Below are 14,703 nucleotides of genomic sequence, written 5' to 3' on the forward strand. Positions count from 1 at the left end.
TTACCTAAATCTGCTTCATGGTAATATCCAGGGTCAAAATGCGGTAAGCGATTTGCCTCGGCGTCATATTGAGCAGACGTGCCGCTTTGGCTTGTACCCAACCGCTTTGTTCCAGCGCGGCAATAACTCGTTCACGGTCATCCATGTTCTCATCGCTAAAATCGACCGTAAGGGTCTTTAACGGTTTACTGCTAAAGCCTGCTTGTGCCACCACATCTTCAAGACCGGTATTGACCATCACATCACGATCAATAATGCCGTTAGGACTCATGATGGCCGCCCGTTCCAGGCGATTTGCCAGTTCTCGGACATTACCCGGCCAGTCGTGTTTCATTAATATCCTGATAGCGCTTTCTTTAATTTCCAGGGGGCGTCCATTTTGTTGCTGAGAAATTTTACCGAGCAAAAATTCGGATAACTTGGGGATATCTTCCAATCTATCGCGTAAGGCCGGCATTTGGATAGGCATGACATTAAGCCGGTAATACAAATCTTCCCTGAAATTGCCATCGGTGACTTCTTCTTCAAGATTGCGATTAGTGGCGGCAATAATGCGTACATTAACTTTAATGGTATGCGTTCCACCGACCCGCTCAAATTCACCTTCTTGTAATACGCGTAGCAATTTAGCCTGGAATGAGGCCGAAATATCACCAATTTCATCAAGGAACAGAGTACCGTTATCGGCTAATTCAAAACGGCCTTTACGCAGATTGGTCGCGCCGGTAAATGCCCCTTTTTCATGACCAAACAACTCAGACTCTAATAAGGTATCGGGTAGGGCTGCACAATTTAGTCTTAAAAAGGGGCCACCGGCACAACCCGAATTAAAATGAATGGCATTAGCCACAACCTCTTTACCGGTACCCGATTCGCCTCGAATCAACACGGTAGTATTCCATTTTGCAACCTGACGAATTAAATCAAACACTTTTAACATGGGCGATGAGTGGCCAATAATATTTTCAAAACGATAATTTTTAATTAACGCCAGTTTGAGATGATCACGTTCGTTTTGCAGGTTAAGTTGTTGGCGCTCAATCACGCGCAACATTTTAACGCTTTGCGCAATCAAGTTGGCTACCATCTCCATAAACCGGGCTCGTTCACCCAGAAAAAGACAGTTATCCGGTTGGGCGGCCAATATACCAATAGTATCGCCTTCTTTGATATAAATGGGTGAGCCTATAAAAGGTAACTCAGGGTCATATAATCCCAAGCGACCTAAAAAACGCGGTTCTTCAGATACTTTTTCAACAACAATAGTACAACCTTCATCCAGTATCGCTCCCATTAAACCTTCACCAGGGTTGTATCTGACCGGTTGATTCAGTTTAACGGCCCCGTCAGAGTGAACGGCACTGACTATCATGCTGTTATTTTCTATTTCTTTTAACGTTATCATCCCTGAGCGCATGCCTGATCTTTTGTGAAGTATCTCCAGAACGGCTTGTAATTTTGCATGCAAATCATCGGTGCTGTTTAGCACCTGACTGATAAGGTATAAGGTATCCAGTTCGGCTTCGATTAGTTGTGTGCGCTCAGACATTATGTTCCCTATGGGACTCCTGTCTGTGTAGGGGGAAACTTATTTTTAACCGGCAGCCCTGATTATAAGTTGCATCGATATCAATAAATCCCTGATGCTGGTTGACAATCTCTTTTGCCATAACCAGTCCCATACCGGCCTGATTACCGCCCATGGGACGCGTGGTATAAAAAGGTTCAAATACTTTGGTGCGTTTCTCAAAAGGAATACCCGGCCCGCTATCTTCAATATAGACATAAATTAAATCAGCATCAGCATCGGTAGTAATCTTGAGACGCTGTTCTTCATTGCGAGATGCGCTTATGGCATCAATGGCATTGTCTATCAATTGCTTAAACAATATGCGCAGGCGATTTTCAGAACCTAGCATATTAGGCAGTTCGGACAGTGGCTGCCAATGTACATCGATACCCTTACTCAAAATTTGATGGTCACTGAATAATAATACTTCATGCAAAATTTTATTCAAATTAACAGGAATAACAGCGGTTTGCAAAATCTCGGGGATACATTTTTGCATCGTTGCAATGGCTTCTTCACCGGATTGTTGAATTTGTTGCAAACTCTGTAACAACCCCACGTGTTGAATCTCTTTTTTATGCTTTAAAATTTGCTCGGCGGCCTTAATTTGGTTCATTGGCATTTGAATTTGATGCATCGCACCCAGCAATGTTTCCCTGATGCTACGCACACGTTCATCCTCAGACATAAGGGTTTTTAGGGTTTGCAGATGGAGATCCTCTAACTGTTGGCGTTGCCGGGTGATATCCGTTATTGTCAGTATCAGATACTGTTTTGACGTGTTCTCAAAAAATGCATCCGCATTAACCGAATTTTCCATAAACCAGTTACCGGCACAGGAAAACCAGCGAGCTTTGCGATTCCCTTTGCCTTCTATCCTGAATTCACGGTTATTAAAGCCCTGCTCATTACTTTGTATTTGCTGCCATAAGTCGCCCATTTCATTACGCAGTAATTGCAAAAAACAAGTTGCCGGTTCACCTTTAGCCAGATCGGTGACCAGTGTTTTATACATATGATTATCTAAAATTACCCGATCCTGATCATCAATAACCACCATGGCTATAGGAGATGAATTAATCACCGATTCAATCAATAATTTGTGATTAATGATTTTTTTTTCAGATTCATAAGACCGGGTAATATCCCGATGCATGCCTATGTAGTGAGTAATTGTCCCCCATTCGTTTAACATTGGCGCTATGGTTAAATCAGCGAGATAGCGATGACCGGATTTATGTCGGTTACATAACGTCCCATGCCATATTTTCTTGGATCTGATGGTATGCCATAAATCGTAATACACGGCTCTGGGTGTCGATTTATCTGATAACAATGATTCGTTTTCCCCGAGAATATCAGCCGATTGGTAACCGGTGACTCTGGAAAATTCTTCATTAACGTAAAGTATGTTGGATTTTTTATCAGTAATAGAAATGGCAATAGGCGCTTGTTCAACTGCTTCAATAAATAAGCCATAAGGGACTTTGTCATCGTCGCAATTACTATAAGCCTCATCCAGAAAATTAGGTGCCAGCTCATCAATAACACGTTCCATATTGGTATGCATCCGTAAATATTGTAATGACTTTTTTTTCATAGATTTATGATTAGCGCTGGAGAGTGACTATAAATTATAGAGAGCAAAAATCATGCCTTTATTGATAATAGCGTTTTGCATTGTTGTCATTCGCCCTACCTATAACTGCTGTCGATTAGAACCAGCTAAAAAGAGTATGGCGATAAGCATAACTATTTTTGTAGGATTTGCGACATAATTATTTTTATCGGTACGGGTATGTTGGACTTACCACAGTTTTATTGCACTGATATTGTCCCGATTGCACAATACCTGCGCGTCAAGCCGCTAATTACCGGGTAATTTTGCCTTGGCATAATTGATGCTTTAAAAAATTATAAATGCTGGAAAACAGCCCGACAGCGTGGAAAAACAGTGAGTGAATATCTTTTGCTTTTATTAGGCACGGCTTTGGTCAATAACGTGGTTCTGGTAAAGTTTTTGGGCTTATGCCCGTTTATGGGCGTGTCAAAAAAACTGGATGCCGCATTAAGCATGGGGTTGGCAACAACGTTTGTGCTGACCTTGGCGGCCATGACCAGCTGGATACTCGAACATTTTGTGCTCGCGCCTTTTAATATCCAGTTTTTGCGCATACTCGCCTTTATTCTGGTGATTGCTGCGGTGGTGCAGTTCACCGAAATGGTAGTGCATAAAACCAGTCCGGTTCTGTATCAAATACTGGGTATTTTCTTGCCGTTGATTACGACTAATTGCGCCGTGTTGGGGGTAGCATTGTTAAATGTGCAGGAACAATATGGTTTTATGCAAAGCATGATTTTTGGTTTTGGTTCCGCATTGGGCTTTACCTTGGTCATGGTGCTGTTTGCAGGTTTACGTGAGCGTTTGGCCTTGATGGCAGTTCCTGCGCTATTTGCCGGGACACCGATTGCGTTTATCACCGCTGGTATTTTATCGCTGGCATTTATGGGGTTCGCCGGTCTCGGGTGATATCCGGGAATGAATATATCCTTTGCAGGAAATCGCCTTAACAAAAATGTGACAGGAAAGTAGCCATGTATGTTTTATCCGCGATTATCAGTTTAACTTTATTAGGTTTGGTTTTAGGCTTTCTATTGGGTATCGCTGCCAAATACTTAAAAGTGGAAAGCAGTCCAATTGTTGATGAACTGGAATCTTTATTGCCCGGTTCACAATGCGGTCAGTGCGGTTTTCCTGGTTGCAGGCCTGCCGCAGAAGCGTTGGTTGCGGGTAAAGCGGCTTCTACGATATGCCCTCCCGGCGGCAGTGCCCTGGCCGAACAAATTGCCGCTTTATTGGGACTGGAGCTGGATTTAAGTGCGGTAAAAGAACCTGAATTACTGGTAGCCAGAGTCAGCGAAGCTACCTGTACCGGCTGTACCCGTTGTTTTAAAGTCTGTCCCACCGATGCCATTGTAGGCGCACCCAAGCAAATTCATGTCGTGGTTGCCGATGCTTGCATAGGCTGCAAAAAATGTATTGAGGTGTGTCCGACTGAGTGTTTGCAGATGCACCCGATTGACGTCACTTTGCGTAACTGGCGATGGACCAAACCTGCTTTACCTGTAGCGAGTAATGCCGTATGTTAAAAATCTATTTAAACACTGCTGAATTAATTCCTGATGGCGTTGCGAAAGCGCTTAAAAATTTCCTGTATTTGCCTTTTTTTCGCTCTTTTACGCCTTACTCAGAAAGCGGGTCTGACGTTTTTAAACGGCTACCGGATTTTTTCTCAAAACCGCGTATTCGGGGTGGTGTGCATGCGGAACAACACAAAGCAGCAACCGCTACACAAGCCATAGTAACAAATTTCCCGTTACCAAAAAAATTGTATATTCCTCTGCAACAGCATGTCGGCAAACCTGCCGAGCCGTTGATTAAAGTCGGTGATAAAGTATTAAAGGGGCAGCTATTGGCCTACAGTCAAGGTATGATTTCTGCGCCCGTGCATGCACCGACTTCGGGTATCATTGTTGATGTTAATGATTATCCTGCCCCACATCCATCGGCCTTACCGATTCGCATGATCGTACTCGAAACTGACGGTAAGGATAAATGGCTGGCAACCAAACCGGTTGCCGACCCGTTCCTGTTAACAGCTGAAGATATTAGTTTACGCGTTGGTGCAGCGGGAATTGTCGGTTTGGGCGGCGCAACTTTCCCGACAGCGGTTAAGCTCAATATGGGGCGTGAAAATCAGATAGATACGCTGATTATTAATGGGGCGGAATGTGAGCCTTATTTAAGCTGTGACGATCGTTTGATGCAGGAACGTGCCGAACAGATTATCGACGGCGTGCGTTTGATGCTGCATGGCATGGAGGCCGAAAGCGCAGTCGTGGCGATTGAAGACAACAAACCACAAGCCTATCTTGCCATGCAAAAGGCAGCAGAGCCGTACCCGCTAATTAAAGTGATACAAATCCCTACGCGTTATCCGATGGGTTGGGACAGACAATTGATTCGCTATGTGACGGGTAAGGAAGTTCCGGTAGGTTGCCGCTCATCGGAAATCGGTGTGACGATTCATAATGTCGGCACGGCTCATGCTGTCCATAAAGCCATTCGTTACGGACAACCGCTGGTGAGCCGGGTTGTTACTGTATCAGGCGGTGCGGTTGCCAGGCCCATGAACGTAGAAGTGCCTTTGGGGACTTTACTCTCGGAACTGTTTGATTTTTGCCAGGTAAATCCGGAGCAAACTGCCCGCATTATCATGGGTGGTCCGATGATGGGTGACTCTTTGCCGCATACGGGATTACCCACGGTCAAGGCTACTAGCGGTATTCTGGCCTTAACCCTTGGCGAATTAAAAAATACCGATGAACAGCCGTGTATTCGTTGTGCCAGTTGCATCAGCGTTTGTCCGGCCGGATTACGCCCTTTGGATATGGCGAATAATATCCGTATCAACCAACTGGATATTGCTGTTGATTTAGGCTTAAAGGACTGCATCAGTTGCGGCTGCTGTTCTTACATCTGTCCTTCCAATATTCCCCTGGTGCAGTATTTTAAGTATGCTTCCGGTGAAGTCGCAGCCAGACAGCAAGCCCAACATAAATCCGGGCAAACCAAACGCTTGATTGATGATCGTAATTTGCGCATGGAGCGCATCGCCAGGCAACAACACGAAGAAGAGCTGGCACGGATAGCGGCAAAAGCCGAACGGGAAAGGCTAAAAGCCGCGCAGGAGGCAACAACATGATTGCCAATATAAAACCTGGCTGCGGCGCACATGTGGGAGTTAAAGCTAATGTCAGTCATATTATGTGGCAAGTCATGCTGGCTATTACGCCTGCGACTGTCTTTGGACTCTGGTGTTTTGGTTGGCCGGCTTTAAACTTATTCATTATTACCGTGTTATCCGCAGTTTTTTTTGAAGTCTTTTGTTTGCGTCTGGCCGGAAGAATTGCCAAACCTGTCATTATGGATGGCTCTGCCGTATTGACTGGTTGGTTGTTGGCTATGACGCTGCCACCCTTGGCACCTTGGTGGATTGGGGTGGTTGGTTCCGGACTGGCGATTATTTTAGGCAAACAGGTTTATGGCGGCTTGGGACAAAACCTGTTTAACCCTGCCATGTTGGCCAGAGTCGCCTTGCTAATTTCTTTTCCTGTTGAAATGACTACTTGGGCTAATGTGTCACCATTGTTTTTTTCAAGTTCACCGGGGCTTATTGAAAGCTGGCATATCACTTTTGCAGGAGTGGAAAATATCGATGCAAGCACGGGTGCGACCACGCTGGGGTTTATTAAAACCGAATTCTCGCAAAATCGGTTGTTGGTCGATATCTTGAAAGACTATTCAGGGTTTTTTAATTTTATCGGCTGGACACGTGGTAGCCTGGGCGAAACTTCAACATTGTTACTGGGTTTGGGCGGCTTTTGGTTAATCAGGCAGGGCGTTATTAAATGGTATATTCCTGTCTCTTTATTATTAACCGTCGCGGTGTTGTCCGGTTTTTTTCATGTCATGGACGATCAACATTATGTCAGTCCATTTCTACATTTGAGTTCAGGATCATTAATGTTGGTGGCATTTTTTATAGCGACTGACTATGTTACCTCTCCCAACACCAAAGCAGGGCAATTGGTATTTGGTGCAGGTTGCGGGCTTTTTATTTTCGTCATTCGTAGCTGGGGAGCCTATCCTGAAGGCGCCGGGTTTGCGGTATTGTTGATGAATGCTGCGACACCGCTGATAGATCATTACATACGCCCCAGAATTTACGGGCGCGATCGCAAAGGCAAGCCTCTTGAAATTCCAAAATCGTAAGTTTTACAATGATTAAGCCAGAGCGTAAACCATGAAACTTGACCCCGCAACACGTCAACGCTTACAAGATAAAATTGCCGTTTACAGGGAATTTATAAAAAACTGGTTGGAGCCTGCCAATCTGGCACGTCTTAGACCCCGGTTGGAGTTTCAAACGGGTATTTTAGCCGGCTTTGCCTTACTGGCCAGTATCTTGCTGGGTGTTACCAATTGCAGTACGCAAGGCACCATTCAACAGCGGCTTGATGAAGATTTAAACAAATCGCTACAAGAAGTGGTACCCGCAAGTCTTTATGATAATGACTTGCGGCAAGACACATTAACGATATCGTCTGCTGACTATAATATCGGCGCTGATAAAACCACGGTGTATCTGGCTAAAAAAGCCGGGAAAGTGACTGCTGTGTGCTTTAAATTTAGTGCGCCTGATGGCTATTCCGGTCCAATAAACATGATTATGGGGCTGGATCGGGATGGTAACATTTTGGGCGTGCGCGTTCTTGGCCATAAAGAAACGCCGGGTTTAGGCGACAAAATTGAAGTCGCTAAATCAGACTGGATATTGAGCTTTGTTGGTCACTCTTTGGACAATTTAACGTCGTCACAATGGGCGGTTAAAAAAGATGGCGGCATTTTCGACCAATTTGCCGGTGCAACCATCACCCCTCGCAAGTCAGTACAAGCGACTTATCGCGGCTTGCAATGGTTTAAAGCCCATCAAGCACAACTCATTAATCCCTGAGGAAACCATCATGTTACTATCAGAAACTTATCGTAAGATCGCTATTGATGGAATCTGGAACAATAATATTGTTTTCGGACAAAACCTGGCGCTGTGTCCTTTACTGGCAGTAACAGGAACAGCAACCAATGGCTTGGGGATGGGTATCGCTACACTGGTTGTTATCACGGCATCCAATGGCCTTATTTCATTAACCCGGCACTTAATTCCCGGTGAAATTCGCATCCCGATTTTTGTGTTGCTTATTGCCACCTTAGTGACCTTGGTGGATATTTTAATGAATGCGTGGGCCCATGAACTCTATAAAGTGCTGGGCCTGTTCATTGCCTTGATTGTTACCAATTGCGCGCTGTTAGGTCGGGCCGAAGCCTTTGCCTCCAAGCAACCGGTAAAGGATGCTTTATGGGATGGCCTGATGATGGGGCTGGGCTTTACCCTTGTCCTTGTCGCCCTTGGCGGGCTAAGAGAAATAAGTTCTGCAGGTACGCTATTTGCTAATGCTTCATTGTTACTGGGTGAGTCGTTTAAGTTTCTGGAAGTGACTGTTATCCCTAACTACAAAGGCTTTTTATTAATGGCACTACCTCCGGGCGGCTTCATTATGCTGGCTTTTTTGATTGTCGGTAAGCGCTTGATAGATCAAAAGCTTGCGCTGAGAAAAGTCCCAGTCGCTTTATTTCACGAAGCAACAATTGAATAAAAAAATTAAGGAATTATTATGAATGTCGGAGTTTGTTATGCAGAAGTCGACAGGCAGTTATGGATGCGCCTGGAAGTGCCCGATAGCAGTACGATACAGGAAGCAATTAATCTCTCGGGCTTATTAAAACTCTACCCTGACATAAACCTGGATAACCAAAAAGTTGGCATATTCGGTAAAATTGCGGCATTGGATACTCTTGTCAAGGAAGGGGATCGAGTGGAAATTTATCGGCAGATAACCGTTGATCCGCAAACTGTGCAACGGCGCAGACGCTAATATCAGTCAGTAATAATGATCACTATTAGAACTGCAAAACCATCCGACATTCCACAACTTGTTGCGCTCTTAAAAGTACTTTTTAGTATCGAGGCAGATTTTGCGTTTGATCAGAATAAACAGGGGCGTGGCTTGACGCTACTGTTAAAAAGTGAAAAAGATTGTATTTTGGTTGCGCAATTGCAAAGTGATAATAGAATATTGGGTATGTGTACGGTACAAACATTGCTTTCAACGGCGGAAGGCGGCGCCGTTGGTTTACTTGAAGACCTGATTGTTGTAGCAGACTTTCGTCGTCAGGGTATAGCGGAAAAATTGATTGCAGGCGCTGTTGATTGGGCTGAGGTTAAGGGACTTAAACGTCTGCAGTTATTGGCGGATAAAAATAACCGGTCGGCTTTGGATTTTTATGAAAAACAGGGCTGGCAATCGACACAGTTGGTTTGCTTGAGAAAGCGTTAACGATTGTTCCGCTACCTTTTAATGCTATGCGTGGAAAGGGACAAGAGGGTATTTCAAGGTAACAGCTCCGCCAACAGAACCACCGGATGTATAACCTTATTCCGGTGCAGTCCTGTAGTTAAATGTAAGGCACAACCGATGTTGGTCGATACCAGAAAGTCTGCTTTGGTTTGTTCAAAGTGAGCCAGTTTGATATTTCTGAGTGGCTCAGCTATTTCGGTATGTGTCAGCATATGAACGCCACCGGCACCACAGCAGATTTGATTCTCGGGTAACGGAATTACGGTTATTTCAGGAATTTTTTCCAGTAAGGCATAGACGTGCTGATGCCGGCTCCAAGCGTCCTTGTTCTCAAGCTCCGGTTTGGGAACGTTACGTTGGCTACAGGGTTCATGTACGGCGACTTTCCTCGCGTTAGCGTGGGGCTCTTTCAGTTTGATGTCGTCCGGCCAGTGCCTGTTTAGAAATTCGGTAATATCGAACAGGTTGTTACTGAAATTTTTTGGGGCATCACCAGCTTTTTGCTCATATTCATTCAGCATCAAGCCACAGCCACTGGCAGTGAAGATAATGGCTTCAATATCCAGTGAATTGAATACATCAATGTTGAGTGTCGCCATTTTATCGGCGATGTCGGTTTTTCCTTGATGTTGATGAATGGCACCGCAACAGGTTTGTGCTTTTGGAACAAGAACATCAAAACCGATAACATTTAACAATTTAACTGCAGCAAGCAAGGTTTTGCGGTCAAAATGATCACTGATGCAGCCGGTAAACAAGGCCACATTGCCACGGTGTTGCTTGTCTGTGGGATAGCGCTGGGCCAGATTGCTGATGTTGGCTTCCGGCATGAGCAACTCCGCCTTATCAAGTTTAAACAGCCGAAGTAAAGCGGTTTTTCTTAACAGAAACTGTAATCCGGTTTTTTGATATAGCCGGATAATGACAGTTGCTGCATTCAACAAGGCTTTATGTTCAATCAATTTAAAACCTATTGTTGTAAGAAAATTGCCGCGCCTGTCTAAAGCATTTGTCTGGCAACGTTGTTCACGAGCGAGATCAAACAAATGACCGTAAGCCATTTTGCCGGGGCAGATTGTTTCGCAGGCTCGGCACTGAGTACAATTGTTCAGGTGCTTGAGCTCTTCATCGGAAACAGCCGTATTTTCATTAATGATTTTATCGATGGTACGCAGACGGCTACGTGGTGTTTCTGCTTCAATCCGGAATAGTTTATAAGTCGGACACAAGCTAATACAGAGTCCACAACGCATACACTCTGTTGCATCGGGTATATATAAACCGTTTTGAGGGTAAATAATGTCACCGCCGGGGTAATCGTCAATAAACTCAAACATGGCTATGATTCCATTACCAGTACATAAGCGCGGCGTAATAATTCCAATTCTGCCGGCGGCCTGTTTCTTAGTTCTGTCAATGTTCTTAATTGACAGCCTTTGTCAGCCATCAACTGGCGGGGAGGATCCAGCATAGTAAAATGCGCCAGATAAACAGTGATGATGCCATCCGGGGTATCAACCTGTTCCCGATAACCGGTATCAGCTTGCAGAATATTGGCTGGCAAGTCCATGATATTGCTGATAGTGCTCACGATGATAGCAGGAGGTGTGTGCACGATAGTCAGAGACAGTTCATCTTCTTCCCGAACCGAAGACTTTGCGGGTAAAGGGGACGGTGTGCACACACTGCCGTCAGGATGTTGCACGAACAGGGTCAGAGCGCTGATGGCACCGTTATAGTAAAGTATAGTCCGACTGCGATTTAAGAAGTCGGTCATGATGGCTCTCTGTGATGGATATCCCACAGGCACTTATAACTGCTGTCCAGATGCGAGAGGCGCGTTGTGACTTGATGAAGTTGGTTAAATTCAGGAAACCGGCCATTTTTGCCACCGGCATACCACTGCTCCATGGCTAACGTCAGTTGTTGTTTTTCAACATAGTCATGGCTTATCCGGTTTTTCAACCAGGTCATGCTGTTATCCGGCGTTAACTCAACTATCCGGTAACGGGCACCGTTTTCAAAAATGCGGACACCGCCGCCTTCTGCCGCAGTCTGGTAAAGTTTTATCGGGTCGACAATTTCCAAACCTGCCAGATAATTGATGCCAAATTCATGCCATTGCGGTAACCACGGCACTGTGGGCCCCATCAGTACGGTAGTCGCGTTTTGTGCCAGTTCGGCAAGACGCGGGAAAGTTTTATTGGTGATCGAACTAGCCGTTAAAAATACCCAGTCAGCATCGGGCAATAAAAATTCGCAGGCGGGATCAGGGTAATCGTTGTACAGCGGTTGGCGTTCCAGAATACTCAGGTTGATTTGTTCAGCGTAACGTTCAATACCCGGATAACGACCAACCACAACGACTTTTTTATCTTTAAGTTGGGGCAGGAAATGTTCAAAAACGGCCAGATTACCCCTGTCTGTAGCCGCCAGCAGGGTTATGCCCGATGGTAATTCAAAACGGTTTAAGCTACAATTTATAGCCGCCATGCCTACAGTCGCTTTGTAAGGTTCCCAATCCGTAATCCAGGTAGCCAGTTCCCCCAGCGTTTTACCGGCTAATGATCCTGGCCAGGACAAGGTTCGGGTTGGCATGCCGGGACTCATTGCCAAACCCAGTTGCCCTGTTTTACACACGGTCCAAACCAAACCAATGGTAACTTCCTTGACGGCGATGTCACTATCGGCGTGATCCAGTAATAGCTGATATATTCGTGAGAGTTTGTTCATATCGGTTAGTCGGGTATTTGTAATAACTTGGCTTCAGCTTTAATATTTTCAGCTTTACCCCAGGCAGTAACGCCTTCAACAAACCATTTAGATTTACCCGGATGGGTTTTGATTACATCATATTCCGCGTAAAAGGTGCCGTCACTATTAAATTGCAGCCTGCCGATGCGTAATTTTTTAAACTCATCGTACCAATAGCAGGTTAAGTTATGTTCTCCCGTATAAGGGTCTTTAATAAGTACATAACTGGCTTCATTGTAATGTGGATAGTGTTTGATCTCTCCAAGTGGAAAACCCAGCTTGTTGATTTCTTCACTCAGTCGCTGGCAGATACATTCCGCCAAATAATGATGCTTGGTGATGTGTGCAGATAAATCCATCGGCCTACCAGATTTCTGCAGGAACCATCAAACTGATAACGGGAGTACCACCGAGCAGATGCTGATCGATAATAGTTTTGACGTCAGCTTTTTTCAGGTTTCCGTACATAATACCTTCCGGATAAACCAGGACACTGGGACCTATCATACAAGGTCCCATGCAGCCGGTATTGGTCAGACCAATTTTTTCAAATAAATTTTGGCTTTGTATTTCATTCATGAATTCATTCATGATTTCGGCACAATCCTTACTGGCACAAGAACCTCTGGGATGTCCTTGTGGGCGGTTTTGTGTGCAAACAAATACATGTTTTTCTGGTTTTGGCATGATCGTGATCCTGATATAAAATTAAGAGCTACAAACGTTTTCGTGTCTTTTGTGGATCAATGCTTGTTATGATAATGTTAAGCCGCTTGTTTATGTATATGAGTAAAACAGTCTTTCGGGCATACTTTGGAGCAAGCTTCGCAGCCGATGCAATCAAGGCCGTTTTTTATACTCATGACCATGCTGTTGTCGTCATCGTCTTCAAAATCGCCATAATCGTCATCAAAATCCTCTGGATTAAGGGCTTCGGTCTTTTCAACCAAATCAAAAACATCACGTGGGCAGACTTTAAAACAACGGCCACAACCGATACAGGTGTTTTGATTGATGTCAGTTACATAAGCAGGCGTCCATTGGGTACCGCCAAAGGTTACGCCGGTTACAAATTCAGACATGATTAATCTCCCGGTCAAGCCGCTTCAGATTGGGCGGCATTCAATTTTTGAGTGGCTTCATCCCATGCTTTGCAGGCATCGTAGGTCGCTTGTGCAATCCCCATTATTTCATCGTAAGCATCAGGTAAGCGGTCTTCAATCAGATCATGTAATTCCATCGCCTGTTCGCTGGCCAGGCGTTTGGTTTTTTTGACATTTTTTTCCAACTTTTTCAAGTCTTCAGGGCTCATGGAAATACTCCTTAATCGGTAGCTGCGTTGTTATATTTTTCGATTAATCCGAGTGCTTTCTCTATCGCTTTATCACTTTTTTCGCACAGATCTTCCAGGCTTGAAAAGCCAAACCGATGGGTATCGCGTAATACTTTGTCGACGACAATTAATCTTCCCACCATGATTAATGCGCGTCCAAACCCTTCATGGGTAACGTTAATCATAGGTGCTGCCATTAAGCCGGTCTTTTTTTCAATCAGTGTCGCGAGTGAGTTGTAATAGGCTTTTAAACGGGCAATAGTTATTTCTTCAGGGTCACCGATAACCGGAATTTTCTGTTTGCGTTCTTTGGTTAATACGACCGGATCAATAATTTTTGCTTCCGACCAACCGTCATAAGTATCATAGGTATCTATGGCACGTAATTGTTTAATATAATCTTTGACAATGTCGGAAGTTAAATTAACATCATTTTCTTGTACGACTAATTCAGCAGTGGCCATTTTTTTCTCCGTTAAATAAAAAGTGAGTAGGGTACGCATTGCGTCCCTTTTTCAAAGTTATAGAAGGTACGCGGTGCGTACCCTACATTATTCATCCCAACCTTCATCCTCCATTTTCTTAAAGCGATCAGGATCCGGACTTTTATGTAGATTAATGGCTTTTGCCAACCAATTTGAAGGTCCGGCTTTTATTTCATTTTGCAGATCAATGATTAAGTCTTTAATCTTGCTGTTTTCATGTACTTTAACGGGTTGTATATTTTTCAGGATAAGCTGATTAATGGCTGAGCCACCAATGGCTTGGCAATAAACGGCAGCACAACCTTTCAGTAAATCAATCTTGACGGACAATTTATCTTCGTTACCATCCTGATTAAGCTCGCCAAACTGGGCGGCTTCCAGCAGTTCTGAATTATTCCTATCGACGGCATAGACCGCAAAGGATTTTGCCGAACCGAAATGCTGATTAACCGTTTCCATATCGGTAGTGGCAAAAGCGACTTTTATTGCTGTTTCCATAAGATTCCTTTTATCAATAGATT

At 44.5% G+C, this 14,703-nt stretch carries 19 protein-coding genes; 8 read left to right on the forward strand and 11 right to left on the reverse strand.

The features are described from left to right. Positions 1-4: 4 nt before the first annotated feature. The gene (gene nifA, locus N7974_RS01845; protein ID WP_262963997.1) at positions 5-1,549 is read right to left on the reverse strand and encodes a nif-specific transcriptional activator NifA; all 1,545 of its coding nucleotides are present in this window, start codon (positions 1,547-1,549) and stop codon (positions 5-7) included. Continuing rightward, positions 1,542-3,170, reverse strand: a complete 1,629-nt coding sequence (gene nifL, locus N7974_RS01850; RefSeq protein WP_262963998.1) for a nitrogen fixation negative regulator NifL — start codon at positions 3,168-3,170, stop codon at positions 1,542-1,544. The genes nifA and nifL overlap by 8 nt, the downstream gene beginning before the upstream one ends. 354 nt (positions 3,171-3,524) lie before the next feature. Here nifL and rsxA point away from each other — a divergent pair, with 354 nt between their 5' ends. The 8 genes from rsxA to N7974_RS01890 all read left to right on the forward strand — a co-directional run bounded on the left by rsxA (position 3,525) and on the right by N7974_RS01890 (position 9,589). After that, the gene (gene rsxA / locus N7974_RS01855; protein ID WP_262963999.1) at positions 3,525-4,100 is read left to right on the forward strand and encodes an electron transport complex subunit RsxA; all 576 of its coding nucleotides are present in this window, start codon (positions 3,525-3,527) and stop codon (positions 4,098-4,100) included. A gap of 65 nt (positions 4,101-4,165) precedes the next feature. Then, positions 4,166-4,720: an electron transport complex subunit RsxB gene (rsxB, locus tag N7974_RS01860; RefSeq protein ID WP_262964000.1), complete on the forward strand. Its 555-nt coding sequence runs from the start codon at positions 4,166-4,168 to the stop codon at positions 4,718-4,720. Then, entirely contained in the window at positions 4,714-6,336 is a 1,623-nt protein-coding gene (gene rsxC, locus N7974_RS01865) for an electron transport complex subunit RsxC (RefSeq protein WP_262964001.1), read from the forward strand. Before rsxB ends, rsxC begins: the two co-directional genes overlap by 7 nt. Beyond that, positions 6,333-7,406, forward strand: coding sequence for an RnfABCDGE type electron transport complex subunit D (locus N7974_RS01870; RefSeq protein WP_262964002.1), 1,074 nt, complete (start codon positions 6,333-6,335; stop codon positions 7,404-7,406). The genes rsxC and N7974_RS01870 overlap by 4 nt, the downstream gene beginning before the upstream one ends. 31 nt (positions 7,407-7,437) lie before the next feature. Further along, on the forward strand, positions 7,438-8,148 hold the full coding sequence (gene rsxG / locus N7974_RS01875; protein WP_262964003.1) for an electron transport complex subunit RsxG: 711 nt from the start codon (positions 7,438-7,440) through the stop codon (positions 8,146-8,148). A gap of 10 nt (positions 8,149-8,158) precedes the next feature. Further along, complete coding sequence (locus N7974_RS01880; RefSeq protein ID WP_262964004.1) at positions 8,159-8,848, forward strand: electron transport complex subunit E; 690 nt, start codon at positions 8,159-8,161, stop codon at positions 8,846-8,848. A gap of 18 nt (positions 8,849-8,866) precedes the next feature. After that, on the forward strand, positions 8,867-9,127 hold the full coding sequence (locus N7974_RS01885; protein WP_243217904.1) for an RnfH family protein: 261 nt from the start codon (positions 8,867-8,869) through the stop codon (positions 9,125-9,127). Positions 9,128-9,142: 15 nt separating this feature from the next. Continuing rightward, positions 9,143-9,589 carry a GNAT family N-acetyltransferase gene (locus tag N7974_RS01890; RefSeq protein WP_262964005.1) on the forward strand — a complete coding sequence of 149 codons (447 nt, stop codon included), beginning with the start codon at positions 9,143-9,145 and terminating at the stop codon, positions 9,587-9,589. A 53-nt stretch (positions 9,590-9,642) separates the two neighbouring features. Here the strand turns inward: N7974_RS01890 and N7974_RS01895 are convergent, their stop codons facing one another. The 9 genes from N7974_RS01895 to nifX all read right to left on the reverse strand — a co-directional run bounded on the left by N7974_RS01895 (position 9,643) and on the right by nifX (position 14,680). Then, positions 9,643-10,947: a (Fe-S)-binding protein gene (locus tag N7974_RS01895; protein WP_262964006.1), complete on the reverse strand. Its 1,305-nt coding sequence runs from the start codon at positions 10,945-10,947 to the stop codon at positions 9,643-9,645. Positions 10,948-10,949: 2 nt separating this feature from the next. Continuing rightward, complete coding sequence (locus N7974_RS01900; RefSeq protein WP_262964007.1) at positions 10,950-11,387, reverse strand: hypothetical protein; 438 nt, start codon at positions 11,385-11,387, stop codon at positions 10,950-10,952. Next, positions 11,384-12,343 carry a DUF364 domain-containing protein gene (locus N7974_RS01905; RefSeq protein ID WP_262964008.1) on the reverse strand — a complete coding sequence of 320 codons (960 nt, stop codon included), beginning with the start codon at positions 12,341-12,343 and terminating at the stop codon, positions 11,384-11,386. The genes N7974_RS01900 and N7974_RS01905 overlap by 4 nt, the downstream gene beginning before the upstream one ends. A 5-nt stretch (positions 12,344-12,348) precedes the next feature. Then, the gene (locus N7974_RS01910) at positions 12,349-12,723 is read right to left on the reverse strand and encodes a hypothetical protein (RefSeq protein ID WP_262964009.1); all 375 of its coding nucleotides are present in this window, start codon (positions 12,721-12,723) and stop codon (positions 12,349-12,351) included. Positions 12,724-12,727: 4 nt separating this feature from the next. Beyond that, positions 12,728-13,066 carry a (2Fe-2S) ferredoxin domain-containing protein gene (locus N7974_RS01915; protein WP_317451573.1) on the reverse strand — a complete coding sequence of 113 codons (339 nt, stop codon included), beginning with the start codon at positions 13,064-13,066 and terminating at the stop codon, positions 12,728-12,730. A gap of 62 nt (positions 13,067-13,128) precedes the next feature. Then, positions 13,129-13,446 (reverse strand): ferredoxin III, nif-specific, encoded by a 318-nt coding sequence (gene fdxB / locus N7974_RS01920; RefSeq protein WP_243217897.1) that lies wholly within the window; start codon positions 13,444-13,446, stop codon positions 13,129-13,131. 14 nt (positions 13,447-13,460) lie between these two features. Further along, a complete protein-coding gene (locus N7974_RS01925; protein ID WP_243217896.1) occupies positions 13,461-13,676 on the reverse strand; it encodes a CCE_0567 family metalloprotein in 216 nt (71 codons plus the stop codon). Positions 13,677-13,687: 11 nt separating this feature from the next. After that, positions 13,688-14,161 carry a NifX-associated nitrogen fixation protein gene (locus N7974_RS01930; protein ID WP_243217895.1) on the reverse strand — a complete coding sequence of 158 codons (474 nt, stop codon included), beginning with the start codon at positions 14,159-14,161 and terminating at the stop codon, positions 13,688-13,690. Between the two features lie 87 nt (positions 14,162-14,248). Further along, on the reverse strand, positions 14,249-14,680 hold the full coding sequence (gene nifX, locus N7974_RS01935) for a nitrogen fixation protein NifX (protein ID WP_262964011.1): 432 nt from the start codon (positions 14,678-14,680) through the stop codon (positions 14,249-14,251). Positions 14,681-14,703 lie beyond the last annotated feature (23 nt).

Source organism: Methylobacter psychrophilus (genome assembly GCF_025583945.1).
GTDB lineage: Bacteria > Pseudomonadota > Gammaproteobacteria > Methylococcales > Methylomonadaceae > Methylobacter_C > Methylobacter_C psychrophilus.

Excerpts from the sequence above, each read along its gene's own strand:
- nifA (WP_262963997.1), bottom strand. The coding sequence starts at position 1,549 with ATGTCTGAGCGCACACAACTAATCGAAGCCGAACTGGATACCTTATAC.
- nifL (WP_262963998.1), bottom strand. The coding sequence starts at position 3,170 with ATGAAAAAAAAGTCATTACAATATTTACGGATGCATACCAATATGGAA.
- rsxB (WP_262964000.1), top strand. The coding sequence starts at position 4,166 with ATGTATGTTTTATCCGCGATTATCAGTTTAACTTTATTAGGTTTGGTT.
- rsxC (WP_262964001.1), top strand. The coding sequence starts at position 4,714 with ATGTTAAAAATCTATTTAAACACTGCTGAATTAATTCCTGATGGCGTT.
- N7974_RS01870 (WP_262964002.1), top strand. The coding sequence starts at position 6,333 with ATGATTGCCAATATAAAACCTGGCTGCGGCGCACATGTGGGAGTTAAA.
- rsxG (WP_262964003.1), top strand. The coding sequence starts at position 7,438 with ATGAAACTTGACCCCGCAACACGTCAACGCTTACAAGATAAAATTGCC.
- N7974_RS01880 (WP_262964004.1), top strand. The coding sequence starts at position 8,159 with ATGTTACTATCAGAAACTTATCGTAAGATCGCTATTGATGGAATCTGG.
- N7974_RS01885 (WP_243217904.1), top strand. The coding sequence starts at position 8,867 with ATGAATGTCGGAGTTTGTTATGCAGAAGTCGACAGGCAGTTATGGATG.
- N7974_RS01890 (WP_262964005.1), top strand. The coding sequence starts at position 9,143 with ATGATCACTATTAGAACTGCAAAACCATCCGACATTCCACAACTTGTT.
- N7974_RS01895 (WP_262964006.1), bottom strand. The coding sequence starts at position 10,947 with ATGTTTGAGTTTATTGACGATTACCCCGGCGGTGACATTATTTACCCT.
- N7974_RS01900 (WP_262964007.1), bottom strand. The coding sequence starts at position 11,387 with ATGACCGACTTCTTAAATCGCAGTCGGACTATACTTTACTATAACGGT.
- N7974_RS01905 (WP_262964008.1), bottom strand. The coding sequence starts at position 12,343 with ATGAACAAACTCTCACGAATATATCAGCTATTACTGGATCACGCCGAT.
- N7974_RS01910 (WP_262964009.1), bottom strand. The coding sequence starts at position 12,723 with ATGGATTTATCTGCACACATCACCAAGCATCATTATTTGGCGGAATGT.
- fdxB (WP_243217897.1), bottom strand. The coding sequence starts at position 13,446 with ATGTCTGAATTTGTAACCGGCGTAACCTTTGGCGGTACCCAATGGACG.
- N7974_RS01925 (WP_243217896.1), bottom strand. The coding sequence starts at position 13,676 with ATGAGCCCTGAAGACTTGAAAAAGTTGGAAAAAAATGTCAAAAAAACC.
- N7974_RS01930 (WP_243217895.1), bottom strand. The coding sequence starts at position 14,161 with ATGGCCACTGCTGAATTAGTCGTACAAGAAAATGATGTTAATTTAACT.
- nifX (WP_262964011.1), bottom strand. The coding sequence starts at position 14,680 with ATGGAAACAGCAATAAAAGTCGCTTTTGCCACTACCGATATGGAAACG.